At 71.9% G+C, this 24,506-nt stretch carries 23 protein-coding genes and 2 tRNA genes; 8 read left to right on the forward strand and 17 right to left on the reverse strand.

All coding sequences use genetic code 11. From position 1 onward, the window contains the following. Positions 1 to 7 precede the first annotated feature (7 nt). The 7 genes from ACFYM2_RS24140 to ACFYM2_RS24170 form a co-directional block, all read right to left on the reverse strand. Entirely contained in the window at positions 8 to 988 is a 981-nt protein-coding gene (locus tag ACFYM2_RS24140) for a hypothetical protein (protein WP_350232572.1), read from the reverse strand. Between the two features lie 117 nt (positions 989 to 1,105). Then, positions 1,106 to 2,362, reverse strand: a complete 1,257-nt coding sequence (locus ACFYM2_RS24145) for an HD-GYP domain-containing protein (RefSeq protein ID WP_388838970.1) — start codon at positions 2,360 to 2,362, stop codon at positions 1,106 to 1,108. A gap of 1 nt (position 2,363) precedes the next feature. Beyond that, on the reverse strand, positions 2,364 to 3,812 hold the full coding sequence (locus tag ACFYM2_RS24150) for an HD-GYP domain-containing protein (RefSeq protein ID WP_388838973.1): 1,449 nt from the start codon (positions 3,810 to 3,812) through the stop codon (positions 2,364 to 2,366). A gap of 255 nt (positions 3,813 to 4,067) precedes the next feature. After that, positions 4,068 to 4,382, reverse strand: coding sequence for a mycothiol system anti-sigma-R factor (rsrA, locus tag ACFYM2_RS24155; RefSeq protein ID WP_350232569.1), 315 nt, complete (start codon positions 4,380 to 4,382; stop codon positions 4,068 to 4,070). Then, positions 4,379 to 5,023 (reverse strand): sigma-70 family RNA polymerase sigma factor, encoded by a 645-nt coding sequence (locus tag ACFYM2_RS24160; protein ID WP_167157084.1) that lies wholly within the window; start codon positions 5,021 to 5,023, stop codon positions 4,379 to 4,381. The genes rsrA and ACFYM2_RS24160 overlap by 4 nt, the downstream gene beginning before the upstream one ends. A 247-nt stretch (positions 5,024 to 5,270) precedes the next feature. Then, the gene (locus ACFYM2_RS24165) at positions 5,271 to 5,915 is read right to left on the reverse strand and encodes an alpha/beta family hydrolase (RefSeq protein ID WP_388838976.1); all 645 of its coding nucleotides are present in this window, start codon (positions 5,913 to 5,915) and stop codon (positions 5,271 to 5,273) included. A gap of 39 nt (positions 5,916 to 5,954) precedes the next feature. Then, positions 5,955 to 6,770 (reverse strand): SOS response-associated peptidase, encoded by an 816-nt coding sequence (locus ACFYM2_RS24170; protein ID WP_388838979.1) that lies wholly within the window; start codon positions 6,768 to 6,770, stop codon positions 5,955 to 5,957. A gap of 280 nt (positions 6,771 to 7,050) precedes the next feature. Between ACFYM2_RS24170 and ACFYM2_RS24175 the strand changes: the two genes are divergently transcribed. From ACFYM2_RS24175 to ACFYM2_RS24190, 4 genes are all read left to right on the forward strand, one after another. Further along, on the forward strand, positions 7,051 to 7,755 hold the full coding sequence (locus ACFYM2_RS24175; protein ID WP_388456443.1) for a M50 family metallopeptidase: 705 nt from the start codon (positions 7,051 to 7,053) through the stop codon (positions 7,753 to 7,755). Positions 7,756 to 7,781: 26 nt separating this feature from the next. Beyond that, entirely contained in the window at positions 7,782 to 9,107 is a 1,326-nt protein-coding gene (gene aroA / locus ACFYM2_RS24180; protein WP_388838982.1) for a 3-phosphoshikimate 1-carboxyvinyltransferase, read from the forward strand. Between the two features lie 15 nt (positions 9,108 to 9,122). After that, complete coding sequence (rsgA, locus tag ACFYM2_RS24185) at positions 9,123 to 10,136, forward strand: ribosome small subunit-dependent GTPase A (RefSeq protein WP_359005600.1); 1,014 nt, start codon at positions 9,123 to 9,125, stop codon at positions 10,134 to 10,136. Between the two features lie 95 nt (positions 10,137 to 10,231). Next, positions 10,232 to 10,555, forward strand: a complete 324-nt coding sequence (locus ACFYM2_RS24190) for a multidrug efflux SMR transporter (protein ID WP_350232562.1) — start codon at positions 10,232 to 10,234, stop codon at positions 10,553 to 10,555. A gap of 47 nt (positions 10,556 to 10,602) precedes the next feature. Here ACFYM2_RS24190 and ACFYM2_RS24195 read toward each other — a convergent pair whose 3' ends face one another. Further along, positions 10,603 to 11,265 (reverse strand): TetR/AcrR family transcriptional regulator, encoded by a 663-nt coding sequence (locus tag ACFYM2_RS24195; protein ID WP_359005603.1) that lies wholly within the window; start codon positions 11,263 to 11,265, stop codon positions 10,603 to 10,605. 156 nt (positions 11,266 to 11,421) lie between these two features. On the opposite strand from ACFYM2_RS24195, the gene hisN reads away from it, so the two are divergent. Both hisN and ACFYM2_RS24205 read left to right on the forward strand, forming a co-directional pair. Next, on the forward strand, positions 11,422 to 12,228 hold the full coding sequence (gene hisN, locus ACFYM2_RS24200) for a histidinol-phosphatase (RefSeq protein ID WP_350232560.1): 807 nt from the start codon (positions 11,422 to 11,424) through the stop codon (positions 12,226 to 12,228). Positions 12,229 to 12,481: 253 nt separating this feature from the next. Then, positions 12,482 to 12,880, forward strand: a complete 399-nt coding sequence (locus tag ACFYM2_RS24205) for a CBS domain-containing protein (RefSeq protein ID WP_359005627.1) — start codon at positions 12,482 to 12,484, stop codon at positions 12,878 to 12,880. A gap of 66 nt (positions 12,881 to 12,946) precedes the next feature. On the opposite strand, the gene ACFYM2_RS24210 is transcribed toward ACFYM2_RS24205, so the two are convergent. Then, positions 12,947 to 14,398 (reverse strand): catalase, encoded by a 1,452-nt coding sequence (locus tag ACFYM2_RS24210; protein WP_388838985.1) that lies wholly within the window; start codon positions 14,396 to 14,398, stop codon positions 12,947 to 12,949. Positions 14,399 to 14,542: 144 nt separating this feature from the next. On the opposite strand from ACFYM2_RS24210, the gene ACFYM2_RS24215 reads away from it, so the two are divergent. Beyond that, positions 14,543 to 14,959, forward strand: coding sequence for a Fur family transcriptional regulator (locus ACFYM2_RS24215; RefSeq protein ID WP_350232558.1), 417 nt, complete (start codon positions 14,543 to 14,545; stop codon positions 14,957 to 14,959). A 119-nt stretch (positions 14,960 to 15,078) separates the two neighbouring features. Here the strand turns inward: ACFYM2_RS24215 and ACFYM2_RS24220 are convergent. From ACFYM2_RS24220 to ACFYM2_RS24235, 4 genes are all read right to left on the reverse strand, one after another. After that, positions 15,079 to 15,152: transfer RNA gene (locus ACFYM2_RS24220), tRNA-Met, on the reverse strand. A gap of 94 nt (positions 15,153 to 15,246) precedes the next feature. Further along, positions 15,247 to 17,079, reverse strand: coding sequence for a sel1 repeat family protein (locus ACFYM2_RS24225; protein ID WP_388838988.1), 1,833 nt, complete (start codon positions 17,077 to 17,079; stop codon positions 15,247 to 15,249). 238 nt (positions 17,080 to 17,317) lie between these two features. Further along, positions 17,318 to 17,391, reverse strand: a tRNA-Met gene (locus ACFYM2_RS24230). 120 nt (positions 17,392 to 17,511) lie between these two features. Continuing rightward, entirely contained in the window at positions 17,512 to 20,406 is a 2,895-nt protein-coding gene (locus ACFYM2_RS24235) for a UPF0182 family protein (RefSeq protein ID WP_388839096.1), read from the reverse strand. Positions 20,407 to 20,541: 135 nt separating this feature from the next. On the opposite strand from ACFYM2_RS24235, the gene ACFYM2_RS24240 reads away from it, so the two are divergent. Further along, positions 20,542 to 21,087, forward strand: coding sequence for a PPA1309 family protein (locus tag ACFYM2_RS24240; protein ID WP_359005612.1), 546 nt, complete (start codon positions 20,542 to 20,544; stop codon positions 21,085 to 21,087). Between the two features lie 82 nt (positions 21,088 to 21,169). On the opposite strand, the gene ACFYM2_RS24245 is transcribed toward ACFYM2_RS24240, so the two are convergent. From ACFYM2_RS24245 to ACFYM2_RS24260, 4 genes are all read right to left on the reverse strand, one after another. Continuing rightward, positions 21,170 to 22,258, reverse strand: a complete 1,089-nt coding sequence (locus ACFYM2_RS24245) for a PDZ domain-containing protein (protein ID WP_358998536.1) — start codon at positions 22,256 to 22,258, stop codon at positions 21,170 to 21,172. Between the two features lie 102 nt (positions 22,259 to 22,360). Next, on the reverse strand, positions 22,361 to 22,582 hold the full coding sequence (locus ACFYM2_RS24250; protein ID WP_358998539.1) for a hypothetical protein: 222 nt from the start codon (positions 22,580 to 22,582) through the stop codon (positions 22,361 to 22,363). A 150-nt stretch (positions 22,583 to 22,732) separates the two neighbouring features. Further along, positions 22,733 to 23,200: a molybdenum cofactor biosynthesis protein MoaE gene (locus tag ACFYM2_RS24255; protein ID WP_358998542.1), complete on the reverse strand. Its 468-nt coding sequence runs from the start codon at positions 23,198 to 23,200 to the stop codon at positions 22,733 to 22,735. A 78-nt stretch (positions 23,201 to 23,278) separates the two neighbouring features. Then, complete coding sequence (locus ACFYM2_RS24260; RefSeq protein ID WP_350232552.1) at positions 23,279 to 24,385, reverse strand: SDR family oxidoreductase; 1,107 nt, start codon at positions 24,383 to 24,385, stop codon at positions 23,279 to 23,281. Between the last annotated feature and the right edge of the window lie 121 nt (positions 24,386 to 24,506).

The raw sequence follows: 24,506 nt of genomic DNA on the forward strand, positions 1-24,506 counted from the left end.
CTGCCGTTCAGCAGACTTCTTCCAGATCCCGCCACTCGCGGCTGTCCGGATTGTCGGCCACCCAGCCGTCCAGGAGACCGCGCACCAGACCGGCAGGGGCCGCGAGGCCGCATTCGCGTTCGGGGACCCACAGGTCGCCGTTGGTGCGGTGGCCGAGCGGGCCGGGGTGGCCGGGCTCGCTGTGGTCGTGCGGGTCCAGGTGCTCGCCGTCGCCCTCGTCGCTCGGCATCTGGGACTCCGAGCAGGCCCGGCACAGCAGCCGCACCGAGGAGGACCAGTCCTCCGCGGCGAAGCCCGCGTCGGCCGCCAGGCGCTCCAGGGCGTCCCGGTCGGCCTCGGTGGCGGCCTCCAGGAGGACGACCCAGGTCGGCACGGGCGAGGGCGCCCACAGCTCGATCTCGTCGAAGACCGGGAAGGACGGCCCGGCCGCCGTGGTGCGCTCGCCGTGCGGGACGCCGTCGTGCAGCACGACCTCGCCCCAGCGCCGCCCCGAGGACGGCAGCGGAATGGACAGGACCTCCATGCGGGCGGGGTCCAGCCTGCGGCCCCACACCACCTCGGCCTCGCCCTCGGGCGACAGGCGCACGGCGGCGCTGCCCAGCTCCATGCCGACGGGCTCACCGCTGCCGGTGGCCTCGCCGGGCACCTTCAGGCCGTACGCCTGCCAGGCGCGGCGGGCCAGCGGCCAGTCCTGGAGCGCGGTGGCCGCGATGCCGACGTTCCACCAGTCGGGGGCGCCGGTCTCCTTGTCGAGCAGCGCCACGGCGCGCAGCCCCGCCGCTCTGGCCTGCTCCCAGTCGTGCCGGAACTTGTGCAGGAGCGCCAGGTTGAACCAGGACTCCGACAGCCAGGGCTCCAGGTCGGCGGCGCGCGTCAGCAGCGCGCCGGCGTCCTCGTACCTGCCGTCGCCGATCAGCGTGAACGCACGGTCTGTGGCCTGCCGCCACGAGGCGGAGGGCCGGTGCCGTCCCTTGCCGAAGATCCTCACGATTCCCGCCTGCCCAGACCGGCCCCGACTACCGGGTCGGTCTTACGGTCTCCCAGTTTTCTGGGTTCTTTTCGCATCCAACCATGCCCGGCCGGAAGGCCGCTCATTACTCCTGGGTTACCCAGGTGGGACCCGGGTCAGACAGCCCCGGGCCAGCACGCGTGCCAGGGACTCGACAACGTGCGGATGGTAGTCACGGCCGGTGCCAAGGCGCAGCTGTTCGAGGGCGTTCAGCGGCCCGCCGGGGTCCTCGGTGCCCTCCGCGAGGTCGTCGTAGGCGTTGACGGCGCGGATGATGCGGGCGGCGAGCGGCTGCTCCCGGTACGGGTCGGCCTGGCGTTCCACGATGCGGGCGACGTCGGCGGGCACCCCGGTCTGGCGCACCACGGCGCCGCCGAGCAGGGCGATGCGGCGCTGTTCGGCGGCGGGCAGGACGGCGGTGGCGCCGGCGGGCACGGGGTCGAGCAGGGACAGCTGCCCGATGTCGTGCATGAGCGCGGCGTACTCCAGGACGGTCAGCTCGCTCGCGCCGAGCCCGAGCTCGCGCCCGACGGCCCGGCTGAGCTCGGCGACCCGGCGGGCGTGGCCCGCCGTGGTGTATCCGGCGATCTCGGTGGCGCGGGCCAGCGAGGTGATGGTCTGGCGGTAGGTGGTGCGTACGGCCGCGTACCGCCGGAACGCGAGCTGGGTCAGGAGCAGCGGCACGCAGAACACCGGCAGCGCCCACAGGCCCGCCACGGCGACCGCGAGGGCCATGACGGTGCCGGTGGCGACCACGGCCGACCCGATGCCGAGCAGGCCACGCAGCTCGTCGCGCAGGAGCGGGCCGAAGGGGTGGCGCGTGCGGGCGTACAGGAGCAGGGCGGCGACCACCGCGTCGCACAGCGCGGTCAGGACGAGCAGCAGCAGGAGAACCAACGCGGCGCGGGGTCCGTGCCCGGACCAGTCGTCCAGCAGCCCCGAGTCGGAGAGCGGCTGGAAACAGACGGCGGCGAAGCCCGCGGTGAACACCCGGCGGGCCATCTCGTCCGGGCCCGGCCCGCGCCCGGCGGCCACGTACGGTACGCAGCCGAGGAGGGACGCGGCCACCACCACGGCGATCACCTGGAGCACCCCGTGTCCGGTGGGGTGCCCGGCGTTCTGGCCGAGCAGGGCGTAGGCGAGGGCTCCGGCGGAGGCGAGCGGGGCGGGGTCGCGTTCGCCGTCCCTCGCGCCCCAGCGGGCCAGCTCGCCCACCGCGATGAGCGCGCCGAAGGCGACGGCGGTGCGGGGCTCGGCGAGCGGGCCGCGCACGGTCGCCGCGAGCGCCCAGGCGGTGAGCGCCCAGGCCAGGGTGTGGGCGGTGAGCACGGGCAGGGTCGGGCGGCGGGCCATGTCAGGCGCCGGGTGTGCTGGAGGGGCGGGCGGCGGGGCGCGGTCCGGGCGCGGGCGGCCTGCGCCCGTCCGCCGACGGTCCGGTCGGTCCGGACGGCCCGGGCACAGGCACGTTTCCGCGCGTGGCGGCGGCCGGCTCGGCCGCGGTGACCTCCACGTGCCACCCGTGGCGTGAGAGCGCCCGCACCAGGCCCTCCACCATGCGCGGATCGAACTGCGCGCCCGCGCACCGCCGCAGCTCACCGACGGCCGCCGTGACGGGCCGGGCCCTGCGGTAGGAGCGGGTGGAGGTCATCGCGTCGAACGCGTCGGCCACCGCCACCACCCGCGCGGCCTCGGGGATCTGGGCGCCGACCAGGCCGTAGGGGTAGCCGCTGCCGTCGAGGCGTTCGTGGTGGTGCAGGATCGCCGCGCGCGCCTCGCCGAGGAAGCCGATGCCGCGCACCATCTCGTGGCCGTACTCGGGGTGCAGCTCGATCACCGCGCGCTCCTCGGGGGTGAGCGGGCCGTCCTTCCTGAGCACCCGGGTGGGCACCCCGAGCTTGCCGACGTCGTGCAGGATCCCGGCGAACCGGATGACCTCAAGACGCCCTTCCGCCATGCCGAGTTCGCGGGCGATCAGCTCAGAGGCGCGGCCGACCCGTTCGCTGTGGCCACGGGTGTACTTGTCCTTGATGTCGACGGCCTGGACGAGGGCGCGGATGGTGGCCTGGTGGGCGGCGCGCTCGCGGTGGTACTGGGCGAAGACCCAGCAGGAGATGTACATGGGCAGCAGCACGAACAGCGCGGCGGGCGGCCCGAACCGGCTGCGCCACAGGACCGCCATCATCAGCCCGGCGAGCCCGTGCACGCAGTGCGGCGCGAGCGAGCGCAGCAGCAGCCCGCGCCAGGCGGTGCGGACGGGGCGGCGTTCGGCGGTGGCCAGGATGAGGCCGTCGAGCGCGGTCAGGACGAGGCAGAAGACCAGCGCGGCGGCCCCGGCCGGCAGCAGGGCGTAGGGGAAGTCGGGGACCGCCCCTGGCGCGCGGCCGCCGAGCACGGTCCGCCCGCCGAGCAGCTGGTGGCAGCGGGCCGCCGCGGCCGCGGCGACGGCGAGCTGGGCGGCCCGCCAGATCCTGCGCACCCGGCGCGGCTCGTCCTCGACGTACGCGAGGAGCGCGCCCGGCACCGCCACGAGCGCGGCGGCGCCCGGCGGAAGCAGGAAGACGGCGGCGAGCAGCACCGGGAAGAAGGAGCCGGAGGCGACCGGCACGTCCACCCGGCCGGCGAGCACGGGGCAGCGGGCCGGCCACTCGCACAGCGCGTACAGGCCGGCCAGGAGCGCGACGGCGGCCCAGGGCACGCCCGGGCGCAGCAGGGGCAGCGCGCACGCGCAGGCGCCGACGCCGGTGATCGCGACGACGAGGCGCGCCCGCACCGGAATGTCCCGCGCTCCGCTCGGCTCCGCCATGGCCCCCACCTCCCCATCCGCCCGGGCAGCCCGTTGCGTACAGCTTCGCGAGGATAGGCCCGTCGGGGGCGGCGGTCAGGCGCATGGCCCAAATAGGCGGTTTCGAGCCACCCGGATTCGCACCTTCGGGTGATATCGCGGAGAAGGAACGCGAAGAGCGGCCCCGGCGATGGCCGGGGCCGCTCTCAACTCTCCTGCCACGGGCGGCAGTTCACCGTGCTCGACCGTCCGCGTCACGGCGGGCGGACGGCGGGCTCACTCCGGCCGGAGCGTCGGCACCTCTCCGGTGACCACGTCCTGCTCGGGCACGGCCTGCCCCGAGCGGATCAGGTCGATGCGGCCCATCACCTTGGAGCGCAGGTCGCTCGGCACGTCGTCCGAGCCGCAGCAGCGCTTCACCAGCTTCTTCACGGCCTGTTCGAGCCCGTACTTCTCCAGGCACGGCGAGCACTCCTCGAAGTGCACCTCGAACTTGTTGCAGTCCGTGGGGGGCATCTCGTGGTCCAGGAACTCATAGAGGTGGTCAAGGACCTCAGAGCACTCCGTCTCGTGCGGCTCTCCGCAGCTCATGAGCCCGAGCCTTTCGCTTCGTCCGACTCACCGGCGCCCGCCGGGACGAGCCCGCGGTCACGGGCGTAGTCCTCCAGCATTCCGCGCAACTGGCGGCGGCCCCGGTGCAGTCGGGACATCACCGTACCGATGGGTGTCCCCATGATGTCCGCGATCTCCTTGTACGCAAAGCCCTCTACGTCCGCGAGATACACGGCGATGCGGAACTCTTCCGGAATGGCCTGGAGGGCCGCCTTCACGTCCGAGTCGGGCAGGTGGTCGAGCGCCTGCGACTCGGCGGAGCGCAGGCCGGTGGACATGTGCGACTCGGCACGCGCGAGCTGCCAGTCCTCGATCTCCTCGGCGGCGCTGCGCTGGGGCTCGCGCTGCTTCTTCCGGTAGGAGTTGATGAACGTGTTGGTGAGAATCCGGTAGAGCCAAGCCTTCAGGTTGGTGCCCTCGCGGAACTGGTGGAACGACCCGTACGCCTTGGCGTACGTCTCCTGCACCAGGTCCTCCGCGTCCGCCGGGTTGCGCGTCATGCGCAGGGCCGCCGAGTACATCTGGTCGAGGTAGCCGAGGGCATCCCGCTCGAAGCGCGCGTTGCGCTCGGCGGTGGTCTCTTCCACGTGGCCGTCGTCGGTCCCTGTGACCGGACCCACCTCCTCGAACGGTGTGCTGAGTCCGAATGCGGACCCACTCGAATCGGAGGATAGACGACGATCCGCTCCGCCCGCCGCTCGAATAGAGCTGGCCTTGGCCGCGGAAAGCACCGTCCACTCCAGGTCAGAGGCGGCCTTGCGGCTCGGGCAGATGGTCGAACCCATGCGACGGACTCCCTCTCCACAGCTGGTCTGCGTATCCCTTACGTCGGCGACAACAGCCCGCCCTCATCCGGCATTCCCGGCGTCACGGGGCGAGCCCGCCGAGCCAGGCGGCAGCCGACCCGGTGATCACCTCCAGTGCGTCCTGCTGGGTGAGCGGGGCCCGTTTGGGGACGGCGAAGCCGTGGTCGGCGCATGCCACCTCCACCAGTTCGTGGGGCCCTTCGGGGAATTCGGCGGGCTTGCCGAACGGGTCGTTGCCGCCCTGCACCACGAGGGTGGGCACGCCCGCGCCGAGCAGTTCCGCCGCCCGGGTCTTCTCCGGCCTGCCCGGAGGGTGCAGCGGGAAGCTGAGGGCAAGGACGGCGGCCGCGCCCAGTTCCGCCGCGGTACGGCACGCGACCCGCGCACCGGCGCTGCGCCCGCCCGCGACGACGGGCAGCCCGCGCTCCGCCAGAGCGGGCCACAGGCCCCGCCATCCGGTGTCCAGCGTCTTCGGCGCCGGGGCCAGCTTCCTGCCCGCCACCCGCCAGGGCTGCTCCACCAGGGCCACGCTCACACCGAGCGGCGGCAGGGCGCCGGCCAGCGCCTGGAGGTCGCGGGCCTCGATGCCGCCGCCCGCGCCGTGGCTCACGGCCAGCAGCAGGCGGGGCTTCTCGGCGGGATGCCAGGTGATGCGCGCCGCGCCGGCGCCGGTCTCAACGATCTCGCTGTCGCTCACGGACCCCATCCTGCGTCACCCCGGGCCCGGATCGGAGAGACAGAGGGATCAGAACAGGGTGCCCTCCTCCGGCCCCTCCAGTTCCTTGAGCAGTTCGGGGCCGTTGTTGCGTACGTTGCTGACGGCCGTCGACACCGGATAGGCGCGCATCAGGCCGCCGGGCGGCGGAGTCAGGAGCCCCCGTACGTCCTCGATGTCCTGGCGGGCCGGGTCAAGCCACGCCGACCAGCGGTCCGGGGTCAGCATGAGCGGCATCCGGGGGTGGATGTCGGCGAGCGAGGACGGGCCCTCGGCGGGGGCCACGCCCAGCGGCCCCGTCTCCGCCTCGGTGGTGACCACGGAACAGGTCACCCACCAGGCCGAGGGGTGGTCGTCGGGCAGGGTGCGGTCGCGCCAGAACTCGTACAGGCCGGCCATCGCGAAGACCGAGCCGTCGGCGGGGGTCACGAAGTAGGGCTGCTTGCGCGGCCGCTTCTTCTTGCCCTCGACCTCCAGCTCGCGCTCCCCCGTGCCGGTGACCCATTCGTAGTAGCCGTCGGCCGGAATGAGGCAGCGGCGTGCGGCGAACGCCTTCTTGAAGGAGGGCTTCTCGTGGATCGTCTCGGCCCGCGCGTTGATCATCCGGGCCGCGCCCTCGGGTGACTTCGCCCACGACGGCACGAGCCCCCATTTCAGCGTGCGCAGCTGACGGACCGGGCGCGGGTCACCGGTGTCCTTGAGCGGGCGCTCCAGGACGACGTAGACCTCTTTGGTGGGCGCCACGTTCCAGTCGGGGTCCAGCGTCTGGGCCGGGTCCCACTGCTGTACCTCGAAGACCCCGGCGAGATCCTCGGGCGCACGGCTCGCCGCGTACCTGCCACACATGTCCAGCCTCCCCACTGGGCCGCACCGACGCCGGGCCGGACGGCCGTGTCGCGCACCGGGCGTGCGCGGTGCCTTGTCCTCGCAGCATCCAAGGGTGACAGACGGCCGGCGTCACGCGCCGGGCGAGCCCGCCGGCGGGGCGGGCGGGAACCTCCGGCACGGCCGCGCTCGTCCTCTCCCCCACACCACCAGCACGCCACCAGCCACCCGCCGTACGCCCGTGCGGTGCCCGCTGCCAGACTGCCACGGCGCCCGTACCCCGTGAGGAGCCGTCCCCGACATGTCCGCGTCGCTGCAAGACTTCCAGCTCTTCGGCACCCAGAGCCCGCCCGCCCAGTGGCTGGTGGTCGCGACGGGCCTTGCCGCGCTCGCCGCGATCGTCCCGCACGGTCTCTGGCGCCTGTCCCGCAACGCGATCACCATCGCGCACGAGGGCGGCCACGGTCTGGTCGCGCTCGTCTCCGGCCGCCGCCTGGACGGCATCCGGCTGCACTCCGACACCAGCGGCCTCACCGTGAGCCGGGGCAAGCCGTACGGCCTCGGCATGATCTTGACCGCGGCCGCCGGCTACACCGCGCCCCCGCTGCTCGGCCTCGGGGGCGCCTGGCTGCTCGCGGCCCACCACGTCACCCTCTTCCTGTGGCTGGCCACCGCGCTGCTGCTCGCCATGCTGGTGATGATCCGCAACGCCTACGGCGTCCTCACCGTGGTGATCACCGGCGCCGCGTTCCTGCTCGTCTCCTGGCTGACCGGCCCCGACGTCCAGTCGGCGTTCGCGTACACCGCCGTATGGTTCCTGCTCCTCGGCGGCGTACGCCCCGCCTTCGAGCTCCAGCGCAAGCGCCGCCGGTACAACGACGGGAACTCCGACGCCGACCAGCTCGCGCGGCTCACTCATGTACCACCGGCGCTCTGGCTCTTCCTCTTCCACGCCGTTTCTGTCTGTTCCCTGATCGGCGGCGGCCGCTGGCTGCTCGGCCTCTAGGCGGCGGCCCCACTAAAGTGAGGGCCATGACCGAAACGCCCGTGCACCCCGCCCTCTGGCCCGCCCCCCTCGCGAGCAAAGCCGTCGACGCGACGGTCACCGTGCCCGGATCGAAATCGGTCACCAACCGGGGCCTCGTCCTGGCCGCGCTCGCCGCCGAGCCCGGCTGGCTGCGCCGGCCCCTGCGCTCGCGCGACACCCTCCTGATGGCGGAGGCGCTGCGCACCCTGGGCGTGGGCATCGAGGAGGGCGTGGGGCCCGACGGCTCGGGCGAGGCCTGGCGGGTGATCCCGGCCGGCCTCCACGGCCCGGCCACGGTCGACGTCGGCAACGCCGGCACGGTCATGCGCTTCCTTCCCCCGGTCGCCGCCCTCGCCGACGGCCCGGTCCGCTTCGACGGCGACCCGCGCTCCTACGAGCGCCCGCTCGGCGGCGTCATCGAGGGCCTGCGCGCGCTCGGCGCCCGCATCGACGACGACAACCGGGGCGCGCTGCCCATGACCGTGCACGGCGCGGGCGCCCTTGAAGGCGGCCGGGTGGAGATCGACGCCTCCTCCAGCTCCCAGTTCGTCTCGTCCCTGCTGCTCTCCGCGCCCCGCTTCAACCAGGGTGTGGAGGTCCGTCACGTGGGCGCGGCCCTGCCGTCGATGCCGCACATCCGGATGACGGTGGACATGCTGCGCTGCGTGGGCGCCCAGGTGGACGAGCCGGAGACGGGCGGCGAGCCGAACGTGTGGCGGGTCACCCACTCCGCGCTGCTCGGCCGCGACCTGACCGTGGAGCCCGACCTCTCCAACGCCCAGCCGTTCCTCGCCGCCGCGCTGATCACCGGCGGCACGGTCGTCATCCCCGACTGGCCGGCCCGCACCACCCAGCCCGGCGACCAGCTGCGCCAGATCTTCACCGAGATGGGCGGCGCCTGCCAACTGACCGAGCGGGGGCTCGTGTTCACGGGCTCGGGCCGCGTCCACGGCATCGACGTGGACCTGAGCGAGGTCGGCGAGCTGACCCCGGGCATCGCCGCCGTCGCGGCCCTCGCCGACTCCCCCTCCACGCTGCGCGGCGTGGCCCACCTGCGGCTGCACGAGACGGACCGCCTGGCCGCGCTCACCAAGGAGATCAACGAGCTCGGCGGCGATGTGACCGAGACCGAGGACGGGCTGCACATCCGCCCGCGCACGCTGCACGGCGGCGTCTTCCACACCTACGACGACCACCGGATGGCGACGGCCGGCGCGATCATCGGCCTCGCGGTCGAGGGCGTGGGGATCGAGAACGTGGCGACGACGGCCAAGACGCTGCCCGACTTCCCCGAGATGTGGGAAGCGATGCTGGCGGGGTCCGGAAGCTGAGCGGGGCTTAAGACCATGCGCCGTTACGGCAAGAACCCGGACGAGGACGACATCCGCGTCCGCCCCAACCCCAAGGGCAACCGCCCCCGCACCAGCATCCGCCCCAAGCACGAGGACGCGGCCGAGGGCATGGTCCTCACCGTGGACCGCGGCCGGCTGACCTGTCTGGTCGAGGACCGCACGATCCACGCCATGAAGGCCCGCGAACTGGGCCGCAAGGCGGCCGTGGTGGGCGACCGGGTCGACATAGTGGGCGACCTGTCCGGCAAGAAGGACACGCTCGCGCGGATCGTACGGATCGCCAAGCGCACCTCGGTGCTGCGGCGCACGGCCGACGACGACGACCCCTATGAGCGCGTGGTGGTCGCCAACGCCGACCAGCTGGCCATCGTCACCGCGCTCGCCGACCCCGAGCCGCGCCCCCGCCTCATCGACCGCTGTCTGGTGGCCGCGTACGACGGCGGGCTCACCCCGCTCCTGGTCCTGACGAAGTCGGACCTGGCGCCGGCCGACGAACTCCTGGAGATGTACGGCGCGTTGGGCGTCCCCCATGTGGTCACCTCGCGCGAGGAGCTGTACGAGGGGGACGCGGCGGACCGGGTGCGCGAGCATCTGCACGGCAAGGTCACCGCGTTCGTGGGCCACTCGGGCGTCGGCAAGACAACCCTGGTCAACGCGCTGGTCCCGGAGGCTCAGCGGCGTATCACCGGCCATGTCAACGCGGTCACAGGACGCGGCCGCCACACCACCACATCGGCGCTCGCGCTGCCCCTGGACAGCGCGGACGGCGGCTGGGTCGTCGACACTCCGGGCGTACGGTCCTTCGGGCTGCACCACGTCGATCCGTCCCGGGTGATCCTGGCCTTCCCCGACCTGGTGCCGGGCACCGAGAACTGCCCGCGCGCGTGCAGCCACGACGAGGCGGAGTGCGCGCTCGACCAGTGGGTGGCGGACGGGCACGCCGATCCGGCCCGGCTGTACTCATTGCGCCGACTGCTCGCCACCCGGGAGCGACGCGAGGGCGACTGACCGGTTTTCAGGGGCGCCCGCCTGCTCTTCATTGCATAATCGCACCAAGTGTTGACCATGCAGTCGGCGATGACGCGTTGCGGGAGGCCCTGGACATGGCGTGGCTGCTGGTCGTGGTGGCGGGAATCCTCGAGACGGGGTTCGCCGTCTGTCTGAAGCTGTCGCACGGTTTCACGCGGCTGTGGCCGACGATCGCGTTCGCCTCGTTCGCGCTGGGCTCCTTCGGCCTGCTGACGCTGTCCCTGAAGAAGCTGGACGTGGGCCCCGCGTACGCGGTGTGGACCGGCATCGGGGCGACCGGGACGGCGATCTACGGCATGGTCTTCCTCGGCGACGTGGTCTCCGTCCTCAAGCTGGTGTCGATCTCGCTGGTGATCGTGGGCGTGATCGGTCTCCAGATCTCGGGCTCCGCTCACTGAGCCGGCGGCCCGAGCGCGCTGCCGGAACCGTCACGGCGAACGCCGGGTCACGGGGCGGCACCTGGCGTCACCCGTCGAGCCACTGTGCCCTCACGGGCCGGCAGCCGCCCGAGCACGGCGCGGACGTACGCGGCGTGCTCCTCCTCCCGTCCGGGCGGCGCCACCACGCAGGACAGGCCGATCCGCACCGCCGTCTCGCAGTACCGGGCGAGCTCCGCCGGGTCCGCGCCGGGCGCCTCCCGCTCCAGCGCCGCGAGCGCCCTGTCCCGTACGGCGGCCACGAGTTCGCCCGGGCCGGGGACCCCGGCGTCGGCGCGCCGCTGGGCCGGCACGACGCGGCCGGGACCCGGGAGACGGACGGAGGGCGCGGGGAGGCGCGGGCCCCAGCAGCCGGTGAGCAGGGCCCGCACGAGGGGGCGGGAGCGGGCGGCGCGAAGGGTCCACTCCGCGAGGCGCACGAGGCGGTCGGCGGGGTGCCCGCCGGGAGCGGGGGGTTCGGCGAGCGCTCTGTCGACGCCGCGCAGATAAACATCGGTCTCCCGGCGCACCAGCGCGCGGGCCAGGCCCTCCTTGCCGCCGAACTCGTTGTAGAGGGTCTGCCGCGAGACCCGGGCACGCGAGGCCACGTCCACCATCCGGACCGCCGGCCAGGGCAGCGTCTCGAGCGCCGTCAGGGCGGCGTCCAGTAAGGATTCCCGCGCTGTGGGCATGGTCGCCTCCGAAGCGCCCGGGGCCTTGCGAGCGGCTTCGCGTTCAGCGTTGACGCGCTCGCGGGGACAGTCAAGGGGCGCCGGGGGCGCTCGCACGGGCGTCCCGGAGTGCGGGCGCTGTGGTCGCTGCCCCGGCCGATCGCTACGGTGGTGGCCATGCCCGACTATCACGATGATCTGCGTCTCGCCCACGTTCTGGCGGACGCCGCCGACGCGGCCACCATGGACCGGTTCAAGGCGCTCGACCTGGTGGTCGAGACCAAACCGGACATGACCCCGGTGAGCGAGGCCGACAAGGCGGCCGAGGAGGTCATCCGGGGGCATCTGCAACGGGCCAGGCCGCGCGACGCGATCCTCGGCGAGGAGTACGGCCTTGAGGGCACGGGCCCTCGGCGCTGGGTGGTCGACCCGATCGACGGCACCAAGAACTACGTCCGTGGCGTGCCGGTGTGGGCGACCCTGATCTCGCTGATGGAGGCGGGCGAGAACGGGTTCCAGCCGGTGGTGGGTGTCGTCTCGGCGCCCGCGCTTAACCGGCGCTGGTGGGCGGCGAAGGGCCATGGCGCCTTCACGGGCCGCAGCCTGACCTCGGCGACGCGCCTGAAGGTGTCCAGCGTCTCCAAGCTGGCCGACGCCTCGTTCGCGTACTCCTCGCTGGACGGCTGGGACGAGCGGGGCAAGCTGGAGGACTTCCTCGATCTGACCCGGGAGTGCTGGCGCACGCGCGCCTACGGCGACTTCTGGCCGTACATGATGGTCGCCGAGGGCTCGGTCGACTTCTGTGCCGAGCCCGAGCTGTCGATGTGGGACATGGCGGCGAACGTGATCGTGGTGCAGGAGGCCGGGGGCGTCTTCACCGGTCTCGACGGCCGTCCGGGCCCGCACAGCGGCAACGCGGCGGCCTCCAACGGCCTGCTCCACGAGGAACTGCTGGGCTACCTGGGCGACGCGCCGCAGGCCTGACCCAAGGCTTCGTCGCGGAGCGGAGCCGGGCCCGCGTCCGGGGCCGCCCCGCGCACATGAGGCCCCTGAGGGGCGTGAGTCGTACTTTTACGCGCCCCTCAACGGGCCTCTACTCACCCCTTGTTGACGGCCGGTCCGGATGCGACTCTAGGAGTCCCCCCACTTGTGAACGTGTGAATTCGCCTCGGAGCGGGCCCCGTTGACCGCGGTCGCCGCGCCCGATGCCGAATCCACCCAGGAGGTGGCTCCCTTCATGCTCGTCCGCGACGCCATGAGCACCATGGTCCTCACGATCGGCCCCGCCCACACCCTCCGCCAGGCGGCCCGCCTGATGTCCGCGCGCCGGGTCGGCTCGGCCGTCGTCCTCGATCCCGACACCAGCGGCCTCGGTATCCTCACCGAGCGCGACATCCTCAACTCCCTCGGCCTCGGCCAGGATCCCGACCACGAGACCGCGAGCCGGCACACCACCACCGACGTCGTCTTCGCGGCGCCGTCCTGGACCCTGGCCGAGGCAGCCGAGGCCATGACGCACGGCGGCTTCCGGCATCTGATCGTGCTGGACGGCCACGGACCGGTGGGCGTCGTCTCGGTGCGCGACATCATCCGATGCTGGTCCCCCGCGCGCCGTGAATCGGCGCTGACCGGCTGACACGCCGGCGGGCCGGGCCCCCGAAGGGAACCCGGCCCGCCGATCATCCCCGGCGATCGGCTCGGGTCAGCCGCGAAGGGCCTGGACCGCGACTTCGAGCCGCTTGCCGAAGTCGCTGTCCGCCTGACGGAAGTTGTTGATCGCACGCTCGACGATGTCGTCGCGCGACACCTTGGCGATGAACCCCGAAAGGTTCTCGATCAGACGGGCCTTCTCGTCCTCGGAGTAGAGCCGGTAGAGGTTCCCGGCCTGTACGAAGTCGTTGTCCTCGGCGTGCACGGGCGCCTGCGTGCTGCCGGTGACACCGGTGATCTGGCTCCCCTGCCACAGCGGGCGGTCCGTCTGGAAGGGGCCGCCGAAGCTGTTGGGCTCGTAGTTCTTCGCGCCCTTGTGACGGCCGTCGTACAGGTAGCCGTCACGGGAGTGGGTACGCGCCTCGGTGGCGTGCGGGCGGTTCACCGGCAGGTGGTCGGCGTTGATGCCGACGCGGTAGCGGTGCGCGTCGCCGTACGCGAAGAGCCGGCCCTGGAGCATCTTGTCCGGGGAGGGACCGATGCCGGGGACGAAGTGCGCCGGGCTGAAGATGGACTGCTCGACCTCGGCGAAGATGTTCTCCGGGTTGCGGTTGAGCTCCAGCTTGCCGATCTCGATCGGCGGGTAGTCCGCGTGCGGCCACACCTTGGTGAGGTCGAACGGGTTGAAGCGGTACGTCGCCGCGTCCGCCTCCGGCATGATCTGCACCTGCACGGTCCAGGACGGGAAGTCGCCGCGCTCGATGGCCTCACGCAGGTCGCGCTGGTGGCTGTCGGGGTCCTCACCGGCGAGCTTGTTGGCCTCGGCCTGGGTGAGGTTCTTGATCCCCTGGTCGGTCTTGAAGTGGTACTTGACCCAGAAGATCTCGCCGGCCTCGTTGTTCCACTGGAACGTGTGCGAGCCGAAGCCGTCCATGTGGCGCAGGGTCGCCGGGATGCCCCGGTCGCCGAAGAGCCACGTCACCTGGTGGGTGCTCTCGGGGCTCAGACCCCAGAAGTCCCAGACGTTGTCGGCTTCCTGGCTGCCCGTGTACGGGTCGCGCTTCTGGGTGTGGATGAAGTCGGGGAACTTGATGGCGTCCTTGATGAAGAAGACGGGCGTGTTGTTGCCGACCAGGTCGTAGTTCCCGTCCTCCGTATAGAACTTCAGCGCGAAGCCGCGGGGGTCGCGCACGGCGTCGGCCGAGCCGAGGTTGCCGGCCACGGTGGAGAAGCGCAGAAACGTCTCGGTCTGCTTGCCGACCTCGGAGAGGAACGCGGCGCGCGTCCACTGCGAGACGTCACGCGTGACGGTGAAGGTGCCGTACGCGCCCGCGCCGCGGGCGTGCACGATGCGCTCCGGGATGCGCTCGCGGTTGAAGTGGGCGAGCTTCTCCAGGAGCGACTGGTCCTGGATGAGCACCGGGCCGCCGGCGCCCGCGGTCGCGCTGTTCTGGTTGTCGGCGACCGGCGCGCCAGCCTCCGTCGTGAGCGGTCCCTGTGTCACGTGCGCCTCCTGCGTCATGTCCTGCGTGTCCTGTCCCTCGGTGCCTGCCGAACCGATCCTACAATGGACATTGTCTAAGTCAAATGAATGTCCAAACCCACACCGGTTCGGAACTGGACCCCCTCCCCTGTTAGGCTGGCCCTCATGAGTGACCTACTGGAACGACTGCGCGGCCGCGGCTGGCGCATGACCGCGCAGCGGCGCGTCGTGGCCGAGGTCCTTGACGGCGACCACGTCCATCTGACGGCGGACGAGGTGCACGCGCGGGCCGCGGAGCGACTGCCGGAGATCTCCCGGGCGACGGTCTACAACACGCTGGGCGAGCTGGTGACGCTCGGCGAGATCCTTGAGGTCGCCACCGACCGCCGCGCCAAGCGCTACGACCCGAACGCGCACCGGCCCCATCAGCACCTGGTCTGCGCCCAGTGCGGCGCGATCCGCGACGTCCACCCGCAGGGCAACCCCCTGGCGGACCTGCCCGACACCGAGCGCTTCGGCTTCACGATCGCGGCCGTCGAGGTCACCTACCGGGGCACCTGCCCCAACTGCGCCGCGGCCTGACCACGACCGGCCGACGCCCTCGCGGCGCCGGCGGTCATCGCGACGGCGGTCGTGTTTCCCTGCCGGCGCATACGACTGAGGCCCGGATCCTCGAAAGGATCCGGGCCTCAGTCGATCAGTAGCGGGGACAGGATTTGAACCTGCGACCTCTGGGTTATGAGCCCAGCGAGCTACCGAGCTGCTCCACCCCGCGTCGGTGAACCCAACCTTACGGGACGGCACCGGGCGGCGCAAATCTGTTCTCCGGCCCCTGGAGCGAGCCCAGAACCCGGGCCTCAGGCCGTCGGTCAGGCCGTGAGCTCCTGGTGCAGCGCCTCGCGCAGGCGGGCGGCCCGCTCGGCCACCTCCGCCGGGCCCAGCTCCACCGCCCTCGCGCACCAGCGCTGGCCCTCGCTCAGCTCGCCGTGGCGGGCGGCGAGCAGGGCGAGGCGCAGCGCGGCCCGCCCGTGCCCCGCGTGGGCGGCCCGGGTCCACCACAGGGCCGCCTCGCGCTCGCGGCCCTCGCGGGCGAGCAGCAGGCCGAGGTTGAAGGCGCCGTTGCGGCTGCCCGCCTCGGCGGCCTCCCCGTACCAGCGCGCGGCCGCCGCCAGGTCGCCCCGGTCCGCCGCCAGCATGCCCACCCGCACCTGGGCGCGGCGGTGGCCCTGCCGCGCGGCCCGCTCGTACCACTCCTCGCACTCGGTCTTCTCGGCCAGGGGCTCGCCGAGCGCGGGCGGGCCGGGCGGCGGCTGGCGCGCGTCCAGGACGGTGGCGAGCCGGAAGGCGGCCTCGGCGCTGCCGCCGCCCGCCGCGCACCGCAGGTGCCGCTCGGCGGCCTGTTCCTCGCCGTCGCGCAGCAGCGCGATGCCGACCTGGAGGGCGGCGTCGGTGTGCCCGGCGGCCGCCGCCCGCTCGTACCACTTCAGGGCCGTACGGTCGTCGTCGCGGCCGGCGAAGAGGATGCCGAGGTTGAAGGCGGCGTCCACACTGCCGGCTTCGGCGGCCTTGGAGAACCAGGGCTCGGCGCCGGTGGGGTCGCCGGCCTGGAGCAGCAGGATGGCGAGGGCGTTGGCGGCTTCGCGGTGCCCGCTGTAGGCGGCCCTGCGGTACCACTGCTCGGCCTGGGCCGTCCGGTTCTGGGCGGCGCAGAGCAGCCCCAGGTTGTAGGCGCCGTTCACGTCGCCCGCGGTCATGGCCGCGCGGTACCAGCGCTCGGCGGTCTGCTGTTCGCCGCGTGCCGCGTGCAGCGCGCCCAGCGCGTTCGCGGCGTTGCCGTCGCCGTCCTGGGCGGCGCGCAGCCACCACACGGCGGCGCTCTCCTCGTCCCCCGCGTCGCGCAGGAGGAAGCCGAGCGCGCAGGCGGCCTTGGCCTCGCCGTCCTTGGCGGAGGTCAGATACCAGCGGCCGGCCTCCTTGAGCTCGCCGCGCTTCTCCAGGATCGCGCCAAGGTGCAGGGCGGCGCGGCGGTGCCCGCGCGCGGCGGCCTGCCGGTACCAGGGCTCGGCGTCCTCTGCGCCGCTCTCGCCGTCCGCCGGCTGCCCGACAGCGATGTCACCGGGGGCCTCACCGGCCGTCTCGCTCTCGGCGCGCCGGTCGATGAGGCGGGCGAGGCGGTAGGCGGCCTCGCGGTGGCCCTGCTCGGCGGCGGCGCGCAGCCAGCGCTCGGCGCCGATGTCGCCGCGGTGCTCCAGGAGGTCGGCGAGCGCGTACGCGCCCAGGGCGTGGCCCTGCTCGGCGGACTGGCGCAGCCAGTACTCGGCGGCCGGTTCGTCGCCGCGCTCGCGGTAGTGGCGGCCGAGCGCGTGGGCGGCGGCGGCGGACCCCGCGACGGCGGCGATCCGCCACCAGCCGGCCGCCTCGTCGGTGTAACCGCGCTGGTGGAGCAGGACACCCAGGTTGTTGGCGGCGGCCCGGTCGCCCTCGGCGGTGGCGCCCCGCAGATAGGGCTCGGCGCTGTCGAGGTCGCCGCGGCGCAGCAGCAGGGAGCCGAGGACGCTCATGGACTCGGCGTCACCGCTGTCGGCGGCGCGCCGGTGCCGCGCCTCGGTCTCGGCGTCGGCGGTGTCGGCGTCGTCATCGGAGCGTGTCTGCACAAACCGCCCTGTTTCCAACAGAGTTGCCCTGTCCCCCATAAATACCATCGTCGCACCACCCGCAACCCGCGTACACCTGGTATACCGCAGCCAGTGAGGTCACTTCAGCGTTTTGTCGACATGCCCACAGAGAGACACACCAAACCCCGTGTACCCCAACTCCCCCTGAGAAGACCCAATTTCACGCCACCGGGTTCCAGCCACCGGTCAATGGCCATCCCCGTACACGCGATCCGGACGCGACGAGGGCCCGGATCCTTGAAAGGATCCGGGCCCTCGTCAGCAGTAGCGGGGACAGGATTTGAACCTGCGACCTCTGGGTTATGAGCCCAGCGAGCTACCGAGCTGCTCCACCCCGCGTCGGTAAACACAACGCTACCACGCTCCGGGCCGGGCCCGGACCGGAGCCAACCTGGTCTGCCCAGGTCAGCTCCGGTTCCGGGGCGCCGGTCCCGCGCCCCGGAACCGGTCCGGCCGGCGTCAGCTCTTGGGCTTCGAGGCGTTCGCCTCCGCGTCGGCCGCCTTCTGCAACGCGTCCTGGAGCGCCTTCTGGCTGTCGCCGTAGGTCTTCCAGTCACCCTTGGCGAGCGCCTTCTGGCCGTCGTCGTATGCCTTCTGCGCGTCCTTGATGGCCTGGTCCACGGTGGCGTTGCCGGAGGTGGGCGGCGTGGTGGTCGGCGGCGTCGTGGTGGACGGCGGGTTCGGGTTCGTCGTGGACGGCGGCGTCGCCCCGTCGGCACCGAAGGCCGCGTTCAACGCGTCGGCCAGAGTGTCCTTGAAGACGGTCTTGTCGCCGTAGGAGACGCCGACCTTCTTCAGGAGCGGGTAGTTGGCGCTGCCACCGCGCGCGTACACCGGCTCGATGTAGAGGAAGCCCCCGCCGAGCGGCACGGTCAGCAGATTGCCGTAGTCGATCTCGGAATCGGTACCTCTCAGGTTCCGTACGAACTCGGCGACTTCGGGCAGGCCGTTCAGCTTGCTCTGGACCTGCTGGGGTCCTTGCACGTTGTCGGTGACGCGCAAGAGCCTGATCTTGCCGTAGTCCTTGCTCGCCGCGTCCGCGTCGACCGCCATGAAGCCGCCCAGGTTGGGCCGGCCGTTGGGTGTGAACGTCGTGGTCAGCGAGAACTTCTTCCCCTCGCTCTCGGCGTTCGGCATCTTCATGGAGAGGTAGTACGGCGGGACCGCGTTGTTGTCCTTGTTGGTCGGGTCGTCCGGCACCTGCCAGGCGTCGCTGCCGCTGTAGAACTGCGCGGGGTTGGTGACGTGGTAGCGGGTCAGCAGCTCGCGCTGGACCTTGAACATGTCCTGCGGGTACCGCAGGTGCGCGCGCAGCTCGTCCGGGATCTGCGACTTGGCCTTCACCGTGCCGGGGAACGTCTTCATCCAGGTCTTGAGGACCGGGTCCTTGTCGTCCCACTGGTACAGCGTGACCGTGCCGTCGTAGGCGTCGACGGTTGCCTTCACCGAGTTGCGGATGTAGTTGACCTGGTTCTGCTGGGCCACCACCGCGCGCTGGTTGTCCGTCAGGGAGTCCGTGGTGGTCTCGCCGAGCGTGGTGCGCGAGGCGTAGGGGTAGCCGTTGGTCGTCGTGTACGCGTCGACGACCCACTGGATGTGCTTGCCCACGACCGCCGGATAGGCGTCACCGTCGATCGTCAGCCAGGGGGCGACCGCCTCGACGCGCTCCTTGGGGGTGCGGTTGTAGAGGATCTTCGATCCCTTGCCGATGGCACCCGAGTACAGGATCTGCGGCTCGTTGAGCGTCACGGCGTACGCGGCCCGCGTGAAGGGGTTGGCCAGGCTCACGCCGCCCTTGCCCTGGAAGCTCGTGGTGACCTGGCCCTTGCCCTCGCTCTCGTAGTCGAGCTCCTTCTGGGGCCCGCCGACGATCGAGTACTGGTCGGTCTTCTCGCCGTAGTAGACGCGCTGCTCGTAGCCCGAGGGGAGCTGGCCGGTGGTGGGCAGGCTCGACTCGGTGAAGTCCGGCGCGCCGTTCACGTCCACGCTCGTGCCCTTGGCCGCGATCGCGCCGAAGCCGTGGGTGTAGGTGAAGTGGTCGTTGATCCAGTTGCGCTTGATGCCCTTGAGGTCGAGCTCGCGCAGACCGATGACGGTGTCCTGCTCCTTGCCGTCCTTGTCCTGGTAGCGGTCCACATCCAGCGTCGAGGGGAACTGGTAGTACTTGCGCTCCTGCTGGAGCTGCTGGAAGGCGGGCGGGACCACATTGGGGTCGATGATCCGGTAGCTGGCCGCCGAGTCCGCGTCCGAGCGGAGCTTGGGGTTGGCCGTGGCATCCGTCGTGCCCTTGTAGTCCGACACCTGCGCGCTGTCGATGCCGTACGCCTTGCGGGTGGCGTCGATGTTCTTCTGGATGTACGGCGCTTCCTTGGCCTGCTCGTTGGGCTGGACCTGGAACTTCTGCACGATCGCGGGGTAGAGCCCGCCGATGAGGACCGCCGAGAGCACCATCAGGCCGAAGCCGATGACGGGCAGCTGCCAGGTGCGGCGCCACAGCGTGGCGAAGAACAGCACGGCGCAGATGACCGCGATGCAGAACAGGATGGTCTTCGCCGGCAGATAGGCGTTGGCGTCGACGTACCGCAGGCCCGTCCAGTTGCTGGCCGCCTTGAAGTCACTGGACTTGACCGCGAGGCCGTACCGGTCGAGCCAGTACGCCACGGCCTTCAGGAGCACGAAGACCCCCAGCAGCACCGAAAGGTGCCCGGTGGCCGCGCCCGTGGCGCGCGCGCCGGGGCTGGTGATGCGCAGGCCGCCGTACAGATAGTGCGTGAGGGCGGCGGCGATCAGCGACAGGACGGCGGCCGCGAAGCCGAAGCCGAGCAGGAAGCGGTACCAGGGCAGGTCGAAGGCGTAGAACGACACGTCCAGCTTGAACTGGGGGTCCTTCTGGCCGAACGGCACCCCGTTGACCCACATCAGCCAGGTCCGCCACTGGCCGGACGCCGAGGCACCGGCGATGAGCCCGATGAGCGCGGCGATCCCGAGCAGCATCCACTTCTTGTACGGCGCGATGCCCATCCGGTAGCGGTCGAGGCTCTGCTGTTCGAGGGACATCGCGCTGAGCGGCGGCCGCAGCCGGTGCGCCAGCCAGATGTTCAGGCCGACGGCAACCGCCATCAGCAGCCCGAAGACGGCGAACAGTCCGATCTTGGTCCACAGCTGAGTGGTGAACACCGACGAGTAGTGGACCGAGCGGTACCAGAGCCAGTCGGTCCAGAACCCCGCGAACATGACGAAGGCCATGGCAAGCACGGCCAGAATGCCCAGTGTCATGAGCAGGGTGCGGACCCGGCGGGACGGCCGGCCGACTCTGATCCGTGGCCCGGACGGGCCTGAGCCGCGGTCCGGCATCTGGAAAGCCAACGTGCGCACCTCGAAGTTCGCTGTCGTATGAGCGGGCCCCGCGATCGTAGAGCCCACTCATGCAACTTACTGAGGCTTTACTCAGTTCCCGATCGGGGGGTGAAAGAGGGCAGGATGTTGTCCATGTCCAACGTTTCCCCCTCAGGTCCCCCGATGGCCGCGAGCCCGCTCACCCGCGCGGTGCTCGAAATCGACGAGTACGCCTCCGGCCTCGGCTGGGACAAGCCGGCCCGCCTGTTCGCGCTCGTCGACACCGCGAAGCTCCGGGCCAAGGCGCCGAACCTGGTCTCCACCGCCGACGACGCGGCCGTCTCCGGGCTGACCCCGATCGAGCAGGAGGAGATCCCGCGCAACAAGCCGCTGGACAAGTTCCTCGGCACGATCGCCTGGCCCGACTCGGTGGCCGGCTGCGCGCTCACCGTGGAGCGCCTGATGCTGCCGCCGTCCGCCGAGGCGTCGGTGCCCGAAGGACTGAGCGACAAGGAGCTCGCCACATGGGTGGCCTCCCACCCCGACCGCCAGGAGGTGCGGATGACGGTGGCGGTGCTGCGCGGCGGCGCCCGTGAGTCCGCCATCCGGCTGCGCGAGAAGGACTCCGCGACCGAGGTCCTGACCGGCCCCGACCTGGTGCCGGGCCTCGCCGAGGCGCTGGCCGCGACGTTCGCCTAGGGGGTGTCTGGTGGATCAGGGTCGGCCCCCGGCCATGGTCCACCAGACACCCCCTAGCCGCCCGACGGGGGCGCGGCCTACCTCACTTGGCCGAGCAGCTGGGCAGCCCGGCCGTGTCCCCCGTACGGATCTTGTCCAGCGCCTGCCGCGCGTCGTGCAGGGAGTCGACCTTCACCAGGGTCAGACCCGAGGGGATGTCGGACGCGGCGGCTGCGCAGTTGTCCTTGGGCGTCAGGAAGTAGCGGGCGCCCGCCTGCCGGGCGCCGATCAGCTTCATCTCGATGCCGCCGATCGGGCCGACCTTGCCTGCGTCGTCGATCGTGCCGGTGCCCGCGACGAACTTCCCGCCGGTCAGGTCATCGGGCGTCAGCTTGTCGACGATGCCGAGCGAGAACATCAGGCCCGCGCTCGGCCCGCCCACGTCGGCGAGCTTGATGTCGACGGTGAACGGGAACGCGTGGTCGGTCCCGGCCTGGATGCCGACGATGGCCCGGTCACCGTCCTGCGCCTTCTCCGTGGTGATGGTGATCTTCTCGGCGCCCTCGGGCGCCTTCCCCGCCTTCTTGGCGGCCTCCGCCTGCTTGGCGGGGACGATCGTGAAGACCACGTTCTGACCGGGCTTGTGCTTGGTCACCAGCGTCGCGACATCGGCCGGCTTGGTGACCGGCGTGCCGTCGACCGCCCCAATGGCGTCACCGGCGTGCAGCTTGCCCTCCGCCGGGGTGCCCTTGACGACCGAGGAAACGATCACCCAGCTCTTCACCGGAACGCCCACCTCGTTCAGGGCCGCCACCTTGGCGCTCTCCTGGGACTGGCTGAACTCCTCGGCGTTCTCCTGGTTGGACTGCTCGTCGGTCTTGCCGTCCGGGTAGAGCGTGTCGTGCGGAACGACCACGCTGTCGTGCGCGAGCCAGCCGTAGACCGCCTCCACGAGGTTCATCCGGTAGTCCGCGCCGGTGACCCTGACCGTCGTCATGTTGAGGTGCCCGCTCGTCGGGTACGTCTTGTGACCGGTGATCCGCAGCACCGGCTCGCCACCGGAGTCGCCGAGCGTGTTCACGGTGGGCCCGGGGGACATCTCGGCGTACGGCACTTTGATGAGTACCCCGGCGCAGAGCAGCGCGATCAGCACGAGGGTGGAGGCGAGCATCGTCGCGGTGCGGCGTGGCATGGAACGACAGTACGGGACCGTCCTGTGCGCCCACCCCTGGGGCCGGTCCGTACGGGGCCTCGGGCCGGTGCCCGCGCGTCCCTGACGGACGGCCGCGAACGGCTACGAACGGACCGCGGCCCCGGCCGAGGGAGCACACTCGGCGGGCGCCGCCTCGACGGCGTCGTGTCCGGAGCGGGATTTCTCCATCGCTTCACGGAACCTGCTGTAACCGGCGAGTTCGGACACATCGCCGGTCGTACGGTTTCGAGCGGCCCAACGCGCCCATATCGCCGCGCCGACAGCAGCGAAGAGCGGAATGAGCAGCCAGGCGAGTGCGGCCATTTCCGACCTCCCGTCCCCACTAGAGCGATGAAAACTGACAGATCGGCAGACTAGTCGTCCACCGCTTCAACGCTCGTGCCCGGGGGGCGGTTACGCAAATCGGGGCGCCCTGCCCCCACAGGGGTTTCAACTGCCCCCACAACGACGGCGCTACGCGCCCGCGCCCACCCACTCCTCTGTACCGTCGGAAAACCTCTGGTGCTTCCAGATCGGCACCTCGTGCTTGAGGGCGTCGATCAGGCGGCGGCTGGCCTCGAAGGCCTCCGCGCGGTGCGGGCAGGACACCGCCACGACGACCGCGATATCGCCGACCGCCAATTCGCCCACACGGTGGACGGCGGCCAGCGCGCGGACCGGGTACTCGGCGATCACCTTCTCGGCGACCCGGCGCATCTCGTCCTCGGCGGAGGGATGGCAGGAGTATCCGAGGCCGTCCACGTCCGCGCCGCCGTCGTGATCACGCACCGTGCCGACGAAGAGCGTGGTGCCGCCCGCCGCCGCGTCCCCGGCGGCGGCGAAGACCTCGTCCACGGACAGCGGGGTGTCACGGATCGCCAGGAGCCGGATGGGGTCCTGTGCCGGCTGCTCACCGGGGTGCTCGGGGTACGTGCGTGCCATGGCCCCATCGTGCCGCACGCCACCGACATCCCGAAATGGCTCTTTCGACCGGGCGCCGCCCCCGTCCCTAGGAGGGTCCTACAGGCCGCGGCGCTTGCGGGCCCTGCGCACCACGGCGGCGGCGCCGAGCAGCGCGACGGTGGCTCCGGCGGCTCCGGCGGCCGTGGCGTCCTTGCGGCCGAGCCTGCGGCCTGCGACGGTGTGCCGGCCCGCGACCTCTTCGAGGAGTTCGGCGAGGACTTCCTCGTTGGTCCAGCGCGGCCGCCAGCCCGCGTCGTGCAGCCGCCCGACACTGACCACCCACGGGTGCATCGTGTATGCCAGGTCACCGGCCGGCGAGGGGGTGAGTCCGATCCGGTGCAGCCGGGCGGCCGCGCCGAGCGCCACCGCGGAGGGCAGCTCCATCCGGCGGATGCCACTGAGCTCTTCGACCTCCTCCTGTTCGAGCCAGCCGTCGCAGCCGACCGCGAACTCCCCGTCGGCCTTCTCGAGCGCCGCGTACTCCAGCGCGCTGCACAGGTCCTCGACGTGGCAGAACTGCCAGGTGGGCCGGGATCCGGCGACGACCAGGAGGCGCGGCGACTCGAAGTAGCGGGTGAGAGCGGTATCGGTGCCGCCCACCAGGACGGCGGGCCTGACCACTGTGACGTTCAGGCCGGGGTGGGCGCGCGGGGCGCGGCGCCCCAGCCGCTCGATCTCCAGGAGGTCGCCGACGCCGGTGGCCTCGGCGGTCGCCCGCAGCTCGGCGTCCTCGGAGAGCGGGATGTCGTTGTCGGGCAGCGCCCCGTAGACCATCGCCGAGGTGCACAGGACGACCCGGTGCACCCCCGCGGCGGCCGCTGCGGTCAGGACGGTCTGGGTTCCGCGCACGTTGTAGGCCGTGCGGGCCGCCGCGTCCGTCTCCAGATCGAGGTCGAGCGCGAGGTGCACGACGACGTCGGCGCCGCGCAGTTTCTCGGCGATCGCCGGGTCCCGTACGTCCAGGATGTGCCAGGTCGCCTCGGAGACCTCACCCCGGCGCTCGTCGATGGCGACGACCTGCTTGACCTCGTCGGACGCGGCGAGCCGCGCGGTCAGCAGGGCGCCGATCCCGGAGGCGGCACCGGTCACGGCGACCACGGGGCCCCGTGAGGTCGAGGTTGAGTGGTTTCGCGCTGCGCGAACCTGCGGATCTGGGGAACTCACCGGGCGTCTCCAGCGGTTGTCTTCAGTACGTACGTTAAGGACGCGTGCGTACCAGGTGGCGTCCATCCTGCCGCAGGCCGCGCGGAGGCGGAGCACCGAGCCCCGATCCGGCTCGGATGTC

It is taken from the genome of Streptomyces sp. NPDC006711, assembly GCF_042869775.1.
GTDB lineage: Bacteria > Actinomycetota > Actinomycetes > Streptomycetales > Streptomycetaceae > Streptomyces.